The 12,604-nt window shown below is 56.4% G+C and carries 10 protein-coding genes; 8 read left to right on the top strand and 2 right to left on the bottom strand.

What is annotated here, in order from left to right:
• Together groL and groES are read right to left on the bottom strand one after the other, a co-directional pair.
• The coding region (groL, locus tag Q4C79_RS08250) for a chaperonin GroEL (RefSeq protein ID WP_303090539.1) at nucleotides 1–1,126 on the bottom strand (1,126 nt) is incomplete at its 3' end.
• Between the two features lie 94 nt (nucleotides 1,127–1,220).
• Complete coding sequence (gene groES / locus Q4C79_RS08245; RefSeq protein ID WP_303090538.1) at nucleotides 1,221–1,508, bottom strand: co-chaperone GroES; 288 nt, start codon at nucleotides 1,506–1,508, stop codon at nucleotides 1,221–1,223.
• Between the two features lie 510 nt (nucleotides 1,509–2,018).
• Between groES and Q4C79_RS08240 the strand changes: the two genes are divergently transcribed.
• The 8 genes from Q4C79_RS08240 to Q4C79_RS08205 all read left to right on the top strand — a co-directional run bounded on the left by Q4C79_RS08240 (nucleotide 2,019) and on the right by Q4C79_RS08205 (nucleotide 12,575).
• Nucleotides 2,019–4,025, top strand: a complete 2,007-nt coding sequence (locus Q4C79_RS08240; RefSeq protein WP_303090537.1) for a TonB-dependent receptor — start codon at nucleotides 2,019–2,021, stop codon at nucleotides 4,023–4,025.
• A 140-nt stretch (nucleotides 4,026–4,165) separates the two neighbouring features.
• Nucleotides 4,166–6,325, top strand: a complete 2,160-nt coding sequence (locus tag Q4C79_RS08235; RefSeq protein ID WP_303090536.1) for a FepA family TonB-dependent siderophore receptor — start codon at nucleotides 4,166–4,168, stop codon at nucleotides 6,323–6,325.
• Nucleotides 6,326–6,409: 84 nt separating this feature from the next.
• Nucleotides 6,410–7,372 (top strand): alpha/beta hydrolase, encoded by a 963-nt coding sequence (locus Q4C79_RS08230; RefSeq protein WP_303090535.1) that lies wholly within the window; start codon nucleotides 6,410–6,412, stop codon nucleotides 7,370–7,372.
• Between the two features lie 111 nt (nucleotides 7,373–7,483).
• Entirely contained in the window at nucleotides 7,484–8,338 is an 855-nt protein-coding gene (locus Q4C79_RS08225; RefSeq protein WP_303090534.1) for a siderophore-interacting protein, read from the top strand.
• A gap of 31 nt (nucleotides 8,339–8,369) precedes the next feature.
• Nucleotides 8,370–9,368: a siderophore ABC transporter substrate-binding protein gene (locus tag Q4C79_RS08220; protein WP_303090533.1), complete on the top strand. Its 999-nt coding sequence runs from the start codon at nucleotides 8,370–8,372 to the stop codon at nucleotides 9,366–9,368.
• A 298-nt stretch (nucleotides 9,369–9,666) separates the two neighbouring features.
• A complete protein-coding gene (locus Q4C79_RS08215) occupies nucleotides 9,667–10,461 on the top strand; it encodes a cation transporter (RefSeq protein WP_303090532.1) in 795 nt (264 codons plus the stop codon).
• 202 nt (nucleotides 10,462–10,663) lie between these two features.
• Nucleotides 10,664–11,632 carry an ABC transporter permease gene (locus Q4C79_RS08210; RefSeq protein WP_303090531.1) on the top strand — a complete coding sequence of 323 codons (969 nt, stop codon included), beginning with the start codon at nucleotides 10,664–10,666 and terminating at the stop codon, nucleotides 11,630–11,632.
• Nucleotides 11,622–12,575, top strand: coding sequence for an iron chelate uptake ABC transporter family permease subunit (locus tag Q4C79_RS08205; protein WP_303090530.1), 954 nt, complete (start codon nucleotides 11,622–11,624; stop codon nucleotides 12,573–12,575). Before Q4C79_RS08210 ends, Q4C79_RS08205 begins: the two co-directional genes overlap by 11 nt.
• Nucleotides 12,576–12,604: the final 29 nt, after the last annotated feature.

Here is a 12,604-nt window from a genome sequence, read left to right as displayed (position 1 = left end):
CGCCGGCCAGTTTGGCCACGCGCTCTTGCAGTTTTTCCTTGTCGTAATCGCTGGTTGCGGTTTCGATCTGGCTGCGGATTTCTTTCACGCGCGCTTCAACGGCGGCTTTATCGCCCAAACCGTCGATAATCGTGGTGTTTTCTTTGCCCACTTCGATGCGTTTGGCTTGGCCCAAGTCTTCCAAAGTGGCTTTTTCCAAAGACAAGCCCACTTCTTCGGCGATTACGGTACCACCGGTGAGGATGGCAATGTCTTGCAGCATGGCTTTGCGGCGGTCGCCGAAGCCCGGGGCTTTCACGGCTACCGTTTTCAGGATGCCGCGGATGTTGTTCACCACCAAAGTCGCCAGCGCCTCGCCTTCTACGTCTTCAGCGATAATCAGCAGCGGACGGCTGGTTTTGGCCACTTGCTCCAACACCGGCAACAGATCGCGGATATTGCTGATTTTTTTGTCAAACAGCAATACGAACGGCGAATCCAGCGCAGCAATTTGCTTTTCCAAATCGGTAACGAAGTAAGGAGACAGATAGCCGCGGTCGAACTGCATGCCTTTTACCACTTCCACTTCGTTTTCCAGCGATTTGCCGTCTTCCACGGTAATCACGCCTTCTTTGCCCACTTCGTTCATCGCTTTGGCAATGATTTCACCGATGGTTTCGTCGGAGTTGGCGGAAATAGAAGCCACTTGAGCGATTTCTTTCGATTTTTCCGGTACCGGTTTGGCGATGGTTTTCAATTCTTCAACCAACGCGGCTACTGCTTTGTCGATGCCGCGTTTCAGATCGGTCGGGTTCATGCCGGCGGCCACGTATTTCATGCCCTCGGCCACGATGGCTTGTGCCAAAACGGTAGCAGTGGTGGTACCGTCGCCGGCCACGTCGGAAGTTTTCGACGCCACTTCTTTCACCATTTGCGCGCCCATGTTTTCGAATTTGTCTTTCAATTCGATTTCTTTGGCAACGGAAACACCGTCTTTGGTGATGTGCGGGCCACCGAACGCACGGTCCAACACCACGTTGCGGCCTTTCGGGCCCAAAGTTACTTTCACTGCATCGGCCAATACGTTTACGCCTTTAACCATTTTTTGGCGGACTTCATTGCCAAACTGTACATCTTTTGCTGCCATTTCAAATACTCCAAATATCAATAATTTTTCAATCCGCCTGCCTCAAAATCTTTTCAGACAGGCATTCCTATTCGTTTTCGCGGCAAATGCGCAATTATTCCACGATGCCGAAAATATCCTCTTCACGCATGACCAACAGCTCTTCGCCGTCTACCTTAACGGTTTGGCCGCTGTATTTGCCGAACAATACCTTATCGCCGACTTTCACATCCAAAGCCACGCGTTCACCCGCTTTATTGCGGCGGCCTTCACCTACCGCAACAACCTCGCCGATATCCGGTTTTTCCGCAGCAGCGCCCGGCAATACGATACCGGATGCGGTTTTTTCTTCTGCTTCAACACGCTTAACGACCACGCGGTCGTGCAAAGGACGAATACTCATAATGGTTCTCCAGATAGATAAATAACAAAAAACAAGAGCGGCAGCGCAAGCATCAAGCTGCCGGCCGCTTTAAATTAAACAAGAAACCCTTCAAACAGCGGGAATCTTATGAAAGAACGACACCTACATAGGGCTGTCGCCCGCCAAATTCAAGAGTTCACACCAATTTTTTTTCACCGCATTTTCACGCCCTTAGCCATTTATCAAGCCGTCTCCCCGATTAAACGGGTTGATTACGGATACTGCAACAGTTTAAAAAGTTAATACGAATTATTATCAATAGTATTGACAGCAAAACAAACACCTTTTATTATCCTTAACAATTTTAAGGAAACCTTTGCAAAAACACCCCTGCAATGCAGGAAATCAGGATAACCGTCATCCGACCGTGCCATTAAACAACCGCTTCCCTTCCCGCATGCATCGGGTGTTTTTACAAAGGTTTCCCTTCTCTAACCTAATAAAAACTGCCGGCGCCCGACCGGCCTCTTTCATTAAGGATAACCCGCTATGCGACACACACCCGCTCTGCCACTTCGCCTGTTGCCTCTTGCGCTGATTGCCGGTTTTGCCCACGCAAACGAACCTACCCAGCTGGAAACCATCCATGTTAAAGGCGAAGGTCTTTCTTCCACTCATCGCGTGAATATTCAAAAAATAGAAGAAAGTACCGCCACCGATTTGAAAGAAGTACTCTCGGCTGAGCCCGCCATCAGTTTCGGCGGCGGCAACGGGCAGTCGCAGTGGGTAAACATCCGCGGCATGGGGCAGGATCAAATCGATTTCAAAGTCGACGACACCTATTCCGACACCCAGATTTTCCACCACAACAGCCGCTTCCTCTTTGATCCCCAGCTCGTAAAAGTCATCGCCGTACAAAAAGGTACCGGCCAGGCATCCGCCGGTATCGGCGCCACCAGCGGTGCGATTGTGGCCGAAACGGTAGAAGCGCGCGATTTGTTGCGCGAAGGCCAGCAGGCCGGTTTCAAGATTAATGCCGGTATCAACAGCAACCGGGGTTGGTCGCGCGGTTTGGCCGCTTACGGCGAAGCCGGCGGCTTCGATGGTTTGGTGGCCGGAAATTGGGTAAGTGAGCAGGATTATCGCGGCGGCAAAAACTACCGCAATCTGGAAGGCGGCGACAAGGTGCTCAACAGCGGATTGGGCGCGCGCGGTCTGTTGGCCAAAGCCGGTTACCGCTTCAACGAAGACAACCGTCTCGAATTGAGCCACCGCCAGGAAAAATACTACGGCGAACGTGCGTTACGCGAAGAGTTTGATTTCTCTAATGTATTGGCCGACGATGGCCAAGTAAACACCGCCAACAACAGCCCGCGCTACCGCATCACCACCCAAAATACCACCAATCTGGAATTCAAAGGCGCATATTTGGGCTTTATCGACAAAATCCGCAGCAATGTCTACCGCATGGAAAACAGCCGCGAGGAACCTGGCCAGAGCAGCGGTACTACCGAAATCCTCACCTACGGCGCCAACCTGAACCTCGACAGCCGCCTGTTTGAACGCCATACCCTGAAATACGGCGTCAACTGGCGCAGCCAGGAAGGCAAACCGGCCGGTAACGGCTCGCCCGCGCAAAACGAAAAGAAAAAAGACTACGGCGTTTACCTCGAAGGCATCTGGGATTTAGATCCGTTTACCCTGACCACCGGCATGCGTTACGACTATTTCGACCTGCATACCTCCGGCGGGCAGAATGCCTCCAATGGCCGCTTCAACCCCAGCCTCGGCCTGATTTACGATGTGAACGACAATCTTTCCTTAAATGCCGGCCTAACTTACGCCAGCCGCAGCCCACGCCTGTATGAAGTGGCACTCGCCAATTCGCGCAATCTGACGGTGCAGAACGATTTGAAAGCCGAGCGCTCGCGCAATGCGGAAATCGGTTTTACCTACCGCCCTGCGGAAGCTTGGCTGCTCTCCGGCAGCTATTTCCGCCAAACCATTTATGACGTAAACGACTTTACCTGCCTCTCCGGCTCCTGCGGCGGCCGCAATGCTACTTACGACAGCGGCGTCACCCAATACAGCAATGTCGGCACCCTGAAAAACCGTGGCTACGAATTGAATGCCGCCTTCCGCCACCAAGCTTGGACGGTACGCGCCGGCGTGGCCTACAGCAAACCGAAAATGGACGGTGAAGTCACCGACAATGTGATTTTGGCCACGCCGATGGGACGTACTTGGACGACCGGCCTGTCTTATCAATTCAGCCGGCCAAACGTGGAGATCGGCTGGAATGGCCGTTTCGTGCAAAGCGCCGGCTGGGGTGACGCCAGCCGCGGCTCGGGCGACACTGGCGCCAATCGCCCGGACTACGGCGTAAACGACATTTACGCCAACTGGAAACCCACCGGCAAAGACAATTTGAACGTCAATTTCGCCATCTACAACCTGTTTGACAAAACCTACCGTTCGCACAGCCAGCGCACCGGAGCCTCCACCTTGGTCGAACCGGGTCGTGACATCCGCTTGGCCGTAAACTATCGTTTTTAAACAAAAGTTTTCATATTCGAAAAACTGGCAGATTGCCATCGCTTACAACGGCACAAACTTTAAGGCGTAAAGACACAGAGCTACTTATCTGCAATTAATTTTAGTCAAAACAACCGGCCAAAAATATTAGGAAACAACTGATGCACACTTCATATTCGAAACCATTGTTCAGTCTCTCCGCCCTATCTCTCTCCTTGATGTACTCTTTTGCCCATGCGCAAGAAGAGTATGTCACCACCGAACTCGATACCATCCACGTTACCGCCGAGCGCAAAGTGCAGCAGCAGCTCGGCGTATCGAAAATTTCGGCGGACGATATCGCCAAGCGCCCCGTTGCCAACGATATTTCCGAGCTGGTGCGCACCATGCCCGGCGTTAACCTTACCGGCAACACCGCCACCGGCCAGCGCGGCAACAAACGTCAAATCGACATCCGCGGCATGGGCCCCGAAAACACGCTGATTTTAATCGACGGCAAACCCGTTACCTCGCGCAACGCCGAGCGCATCAGTATGCGCGGCGAGCGCAACACACGCGGCGATTCCAACTGGGTGCCGCCCGAAGCCATCGAATCGATTACCGTGCTGCGCGGCCCGGCGGCGGCGCGCTACGGCTCCGGCGCGATGGGCGGCGTGGTCAACATCACCACCAAGCGCATTACCAACGAATTCGAAGGCTCGGTGAACTACTACACCAACCAGCCGCAAGACAGCAAAGAAGGCGCCACCAACCGCGCGGGCTTTTATTTGAGCGGGCCGGTTGTAAAAGACAAATTATCGTTCCGCCTGTATGGCAGCGCCAATAAAACCGATGCCGATTCCGCCGACATCAATGCCGCCGCGGGCAATGCCGATGCCGCAGGGGTGGAAGGCGTGCGCAACCGCGACATTGCCGGCCGCCTGCACTGGCGCATCAATCCGGCCAACAGCCTGACTTTCGATGCCGGTTACAGCCGCCAGGGCAACATCTATAACGGCGACACCCAAAACAGCAACGGCACGGGCATAACGTCCCAATTACTGGCTAACGGCGTGGAAGAAACCGCCCGCCTGTACCGCCAAAATTACAGCCTCACCCACACCGGTTCGTATGAAAAATTCGACACCAAAAGCTACCTGAGCTACGACCGCACCGTTAACAGCCGCTTCCCCGACAATATGGCGGGTGGCCCCGAAGGCAGTTATAACGACGATTATTTCGTCAACAGCAAGCTGACCAACCTGCGTTTCAACAGCGAAGCCTACATTCCGTTTGAAGCGGCCGGCAGCCATGTGGCCACCGTGGGCGCGGAAATCGCCCGCAGCAGTCTTTCCGACCCCTACACCATCAGTTATCAGGGCGGTTTCGGCAACGTTGCCGGCCGCGACAACACCGTCTCCCGCGTTACCCAAACCGAGTGGGCGGCATACGGCGAAGACAACTGGACGGTGCGCCCCGGCACCACGCTGATTCCCTCGCTGCGTTTCGACCACAACAGCAAATCGGGCGGCAATGTGAGCGGCGGCCTCAACTTCTCGCAGGCCGTCGGCGAAAACTGGCTGGTAAAAGGCGGCATCGCCCGTGCTTATAAAGCGCCGAATCTCTATCAGAGCAACCCCAATTTCCTGCTCGCCTCGCGCGGCAACGGCTGCCCCATCGGCACCACCGGCAGCTGCTACTTTATCGGCAATGACGATTTAAAACCCGAAACCAGCTGGAACAAAGAAATCGGCTTTGAATTCAACCGCAACGGCTGGCAGGCCAGTGCCGCTTATTTCCACAACGCCTACCGCAACAAAATCGTCGCCAGCCAAAACGTTATCGGCTACACCGACACCGGCAACCTGATTCTGCAATGGGAAAACACGCCCAAAGCCACCGTGGCCGGTTTCGAGGGCAGCCTGAGCATTCCGCTGCACGACACGCTGCAATGGCGCAACAACTTCACCTATATGCAGAAATCGGAAGACTACCAAGGCAACCCGCTGTCGCTGATTCCCAAGCACACCATCAACAGCACGCTGGCCTGGACGCCCAACGAAAAATGGGACGCCAACCTCACCTTTACCCACTACGGCCGCCAAAAACCGCGCACTGTGGCGATTAACCGCACCGAAAACGCCAACGGTTTGGACAGCAGCGAAATCGGCAGCTACGGCATTTGGGGCGTGAACGCGGGCTACCGCTTCGGCAAAAAATCAGAAGCGCGCTTGGGCGTGAGCAATATCGGCAACAAAAAAATCTACCGCACCGGCAACGGCGCCTACACCTACAACGAACACGGCCGTGCGTTTTACGGCAGCTTGAAAGTGGGGTTTTAACCGGCAAAGGCCGTCTGAAAACCGTTTCCGCCCGTTTCAGACGGCCTGAACCTTTACTGCTTGCGATACGCTCTTGGAATGCCGATGCTCCGTTACCTGCTGTTGTGCCTGTTTGCCGCCGCACCGATGGCCGCCGCCGCGCCTGATTTGACCCGCCCCGCCGATTTGTCGGCCTTGGCACGGGGCGACACGGCTTACCGTTTCGAAACGCTGCACTTCCGTTCGGCAGACGGCAAGCGCGGTTACCGCGTGTTTCTCGGCATCCCCAAACAGCCTGCGCCGCCGCAAGGTTTCGCCGCGCTTTATGCCTTAGACGGCAATGCTCTGCCCGAACACTTGCCAACGGCGGATACAGGCCGTCTGAAACATCCGCCCGTGCTGGTGTTGCTCGGCTACGATACGCCGCTGCGCTTTGCCGCGGCCGAACGCGCTTGGGACTACACGCCGCCCGCAGCAGACGGCCGGCCGGCGGCGGATACCGCCGATCCGGCACGGCTCAACGGCGGTGCCGCCGATTTCCTGCGCTTGCTGGACGACACCATACGCCCGGCCGTCGAACGGCGCGTGCGCCTGAACCCGCAGCGGCAAACCCTGTGGGGGCATTCCTACGGCGGTTTGTTTGTGCTGTATGTATTGGGCGCGCAGCCGCAGGCGTTTACGCATTATGTGGCGGCCGATCCGTCGTTGTGGTGGCAAAACGGCCTGTTCCTCTCGCGCTACGCTCCGCAATGGCGCAAGCAGAATATGGCCGGCAAACACTTGTTGTGGCTGCAAAGCGGCGGTGCCAAGCCTGAAAATGCGCAGGCGGCAAGCGAACGCGTCCGCCGCCACCGCGCGGCAACGGCCGCCGTTTCCGCCGAAACACTGGCCGCATGGCGGGCGCAGTTGGCCGAACGCGGCGACCTGCATTTCGAATACCGCCTGCTGCCGCAGCACAACCACGGCAGCCTGCTGCCTTTTTCGTTTTTATATACATTAGATTTAGGGCGTGTAGTCAGAAAGCGTTGCGGCGGTATTTTTGGTCAAAATCCGCATCTGCGGCGTTAAAAATGCTCGCAAGATGTTCAATCTTGCTGTGCTTTTTGCCTTGCATCTGCAAATTTTTCCTCAAAAAACCGCTTCACAAGCATTCTGACTACACGCCCTAGAAAGCCGACCATGACCAACCCCGACAACAACGATCCCCACCGCATCCGCCTGATACGGGTGCAAAGCTGGCACGACATCGGCAAACACCTGCGCCGCATCGTGTTCCACAGCCCCGAATTGGCCGATTATCCGTTCCGCTGCAACGGCGCGCCGTTCAAGCTGCTGCTGCCGCGCGAAGGGCAAAGCGCGCCCGTGCTGCCCGAAAGCTTTGAAAAAGGCCGCCCGCGCTGGGCCGATCCGGCCGACAAGCCTTATTCGCGCACCTACACCGTGCGCGCATTTAACCGGCAGGCCTGCACGTTTACCGTTGATTTCGTGCTGCACGGCGATAACGGCCCCGCTTCGGCGTTTGCCCATCATGTGCAAACCGGCCAAACCGTGGGCATCACCGCCCCGCGCAACACCCGCGACCCAATGCTGCTGCCCGCCGCCGAATACCTGCTAATCGGCGACTTAACCGCCGTGCCCGCCATTCAATCGATGCTGGAAGAGATGGCGCCCGATGCGCGCGGCCATGTGGTTTTATTGCTGCCCGAAGCCGCCGACCTGCCTGCCGATTTCGCCTGCCCGCCGCAGGTTGCGCATAGCGTATTCACCGGCGGCATCGAGCAATACCCCGCCGTAATCGCCGCCGCCCGCCAAGCGCGCCCGCAAAGTGAAGACTGCTATGTGTGGATTGCCGCCGAAGCCGGGCTGACCGCCCCTTTGCGCGAGCTTGCCCGCAAAGAATGGCAACTGCCGCTTGGCCGTTGCGTGGCCGTGCCTTATTGGCGCCTGGGCGAGGCCGAAGAGGATTATCACGCCAAACGGCATGAATTTATCGACGCTGACGCCGATGAAGGCAGGCCGTCTGAAAACCATTGATTTTGATTACCCGCTTGAGGAGCATTGAACCATGAAAAACTTCCGTTTCACCCTGTCTGCTTTGGCCTGCATCGCCGCGCTGGCCGCCTGTTCGCAACAAGAAAACAAAAACGCGGCCGCTTCCGGCGCCGCTTCGCAAACGGCGACAGCCGCTTCCGCGCCGGCCGCCGCCCGTAAAATCGAGGGCGAGAGCGTAACCGTTGCCACCGCGCGCGGCGAAGCCGCCGTGCCGCTCAAGCCCGAGCGCATCGCCGTTTACGATTTGGGCATGATCGATACCTTGAGCAGGTTGGGCGTGCCCATCGGCGCATCAATCGACCAATCGCGTTTGGACTATCTGAAAGACGCGATTAAAGACGCCAAAAAAGCCGGCACGCTGTTCGAGCCGAACTACGAAGCGCTCAACGAATACCAGCCGCAGCTCATCATCATCGGCTCGCGCGCCGCCAAAGCGTTTGACCAACTGAACCAACTGGCGCCCACCATCGAGATGACCGCCGACACCAAAAACATGAAAGAAAGCGCGAAACAGCGCATTGATGCGTTTGCCAAAATTTTCGACAAGCAGGCCGAGGCCGACAAGCTGAAAGCCGAAATCGATGCTGCGTTTGAAGCCGCCAAACAGGCAGCCGCGGGCAAAGGCAAAGGGTTGGTGATTCTGGTGAACGGCGGCAAAATGTCGGCCTTTGGCCCCGATTCCCGCTTGGGCGGCTGGCTGCACCGCGACATCGGCATACCGGCGGCGGATGAAAACATCAAAGAAGGCAGCCACGGCCAGCCCGTTTCGTTTGAATACATCAAGCAGCAAAACCCGGATTGGCTGTTTGTGCTCGACCGCAGCGCCGCCATCGGCGAAGAAGGCCAGGCCGCCAAAGACGTGCTGAACAACCCGCTGGTGGCCGAAACCACCGCTTGGAAAAAAGGCCAGGTGGTGTATCTGAAGCCGGAGGCTTATCTGGCGGCCGGCGGCGCGCAGGAATTGCTGAATTCGGCCAATCAGGTGAAGGATGCGTTTGCGGCCGCGAAGTAAGCCGCGTTTTCAGACGGCCTGAACAGCATGGCGGGCAGGCCGTCTGAAAACATTTATTCGGCGTTATATGGATTCACCGCCATACCCGGGCTTGCCCCGAGTATCTTTCCGTTTCATAAAAAATAACAGATACTCGGGTCAAGCCCGAGTATGACGCAGAGTGTTTCGTATGATGCAGAGATTTTCAGACAGGCATTTGGGCATCCTACCCTACGCAAACTGCTTGAGTGATGCCTGTCTGAAAATAAGCATTGCAGGGCTGATTGCTGTGTAACCAAACGAATAAACAGGATTTGCCATGTATCGAACCGTATTCCGCATTGCCAAAATGGATTGCCCTTCGGAAGAAGCGCTGATCCGCATGAAGCTGGACGGCCTGGACGGCATCCGCTCGCTGGATTTCGATATTGCCAACCGTCGTTTAACGGTGTGGCACCAAGGCGCTTACCAGCCGATTTTGCAACGGCTCGACAGTTTGGACTTCGATACTTCGCTGCTGGAGAGCACCGAAACGGATTCGGACACCGCTGTTTTGCAACCTGCCGCCGAGCGCAAACTGCTGTGGCAGGTTTTGGCCGTCAATCTGTTTCTCTTCGTGCTGGAAGCGTTGAGCGGCATTTTGGCCGGTTCGATGGGGCTGTTGGCCGACAGTTTGGATATGCTGGCCGACACCTTGGTTTATGCCCTCGCCCTGCTGGCGGTCGGCGGCACGGCAGTGCGCAAGAAACACACGGCCAAAGCGGCGGGCATCTTGCAATTGGTGTTGGCGCTGTGGGGTTTTTTCGAGGTGCTGCAACGGTTTTTCGGTTGGGCATCCCTGCCCGATTTCCGCCTGATGATAGGTATTTCCTTGCTGGCCTTGGCCGGTAACGCGTTGTGTTTGTATCTGCTGCAAAAAAGCAAAAGCCGCGAAGCGCATATGCAGGCGAGCATGATTTTTACCGCCAACGATGTTCTGGTGAATTTGGGCGTGATTGCCGCCGGCGTGCTGACTTGGCTGAGCCATTCGAAATATCCCGATTTGTTGGTAGGCACGTTGGTGTTTTTGCTGGTCGGGCGCGGTGCGCTGAATATTTTGAAATTGTCGAGATGAGTATGGTGTGCCATATCTATCCACCGTCATACTCGGGCTTGACCCGAGTATGACGCAGAGATTTTCAGACAGGCATTTGGTAATCCCGCCCTACGTAAAGACGATGATGCCTGTCTGAAAAAATATCCGAACGCCTGATTAACCGTTCAGACGGCCTGTTGAAGCAGGCCGTCTGAAAACCATTTTCCTTTTAAGCCGTTTTATGCCGCAAAAAACCGTACCTTTCCTCGCGCTTAACCTGATCGTGCTGATGCTGCTGTTTGCCGCCAGCCTGTCGGTGGGCGTGGCCGATTTCAGTTGGGCGAAGCTGTTTGAGTTTTCCGACGATATGCAGCTGATGCTCACCAGCCGCCTGCCGCGCACGTTTGCCATCGTGCTCACCGGCGCGTCGCTGGCGGTGGCGGGCATGATTATGCAGATTCTGATGCGCAACCGTTTCGTCGAGCCGTCGATGGTGGGGGCGAGCCAGAGCGCGGCTTTGGGGCTGCTCTTGATGGCCTTGTTTTTTCCGGCTGCCGCGCTGATGGTGAAAATGTCGGTAGCGGCGGCGGCGGCGCTTGGCGGGATGCTGGTGTTTATGGTTTTAATCCGCCGCCTGCCGCCCACCGCGCAATTGATGGTGCCGCTGGTGGGGATTATTTTCGGCGGCGTGATTGAGTCGGCGGCGGTATTTATCGCTTATGAAACCGAAATGCTGCAACTGTTGGGCGTGTGGCAGCAGGGCGATTTTTCCGGCGTGTTGCTGGGGCGTTACGAATTATTGTGGATTACCGGCATTTTGGCGGTATGCGCCTATCTGATTGCCGACCAGCTCACCATTATCGGGCTGGGCGAAACGGTGGCGGTAAACCTCGGCCTGAACCGCAACACTATTCTGTGGGCGGGTTTGATCATCGTGGCGCTGATTACCTCGCTGGTGGTGGTAACGGTGGGCAATATCCCGTTTATCGGCTTGGTGGTGCCCAATATCGTTTCGCGCATGATGGGCGACAAGCTGCGCCGGAGCCTGCCGGCGGTGGCCTTGATGGGCGCGGGCATGGTGCTTTTGTGCGACATCATCGGCCGCTTAATCCGCTTTCCGTTTGAAATTCCCGTATCAACGGTGTTCGGCGTAACGGGCACGGTGTTGTTTTTGTATCTGCTGTTGAGGAAGCCTGCCCATGCCGTCTGAAAGCAAACGATCTTTGTGGCTGGCCGCCGCTTTGCTGCTGGCTTCTTGCACGCTGTTTCTTACCCTGAACGCTAACGGCAATTGGGATTTCATCCTGCCCTTGCGCACCGCCAAGCTTGCTTCTCTGCTGCTGGTGGCCTATGCGGTGGGCGTGTCGACGCTGCTGTTCCAAACCGTTACCAACAACCCGATCCTCACCCCTTCGATACTCGGCTTCGATGCGCTGTATGTGTTTTTGCAAACGCTGCTGGTGGCGCTGTTGGGCGGCGTGGGCTATACCCATCTGCCGGTGCTGGGCAAATTCGGCTTCGAGCTGGCGGCGATGATCGGCGGCTCGCTGCTGCTGTTTCAAATGCTTTTGCGACAAGGCGGGCGCGATCTGGCGCGCATGATTTTAATCGGCGTGATTTTCGGCATTCTGTTCCGCAGCCTTTCCTCTTTGCTGCAACGCTTGATCGATCCGGAAGAATTCGCCGTGGCGCAGGCTTATACCTTCGCTTCGTTTAACAGCGTCAACCAAAACATGCTCGCCATCTCCGCCGCGATTCTGTTTGCCAGTGCGTTTTGGATTTGGCGCGAACGCCACCGCCTCGATGTTTACCTGCTCGGCCGCGATCAAGCGATTAATCTGGGCATACCCTATGCCCGCCATACTTTATGGTTGTTATCGTGGGTGGCGGTGTTGGTGGCCGCCTCCACCGCGCTGGTCGGCCCGGTCAGCTTCTTCGGCCTGTTGGTGGTGGCGCTGGCCAACCATTTCGCCCCCAATATGAAACACAGCGTGCGCCTGCCGATGGCGTTTCTCACCGCCGGCGTGTTGCTGGTGGCGGGGCAAACCGTGTTCGAACACGTTTTGGGCATGAAAGCCGTGTTGAGCGTGGTGGTGGAATTCGCCGGCGGGCTGGTGTTTTTATGGCTGGTGTTGAAGAAGCGGCGTAGTTAATCAGCTTAAGTACATACGTCATACTCGGG

The sequence above is a fragment of the Neisseria sp. genome, from assembly GCF_030523955.1.
GTDB lineage: Bacteria > Pseudomonadota > Gammaproteobacteria > Burkholderiales > Neisseriaceae > Neisseria.
Note: the sequence above shows the minus strand (reverse complement) of the source record. Positions and strands in the feature narration are given on the sequence as shown.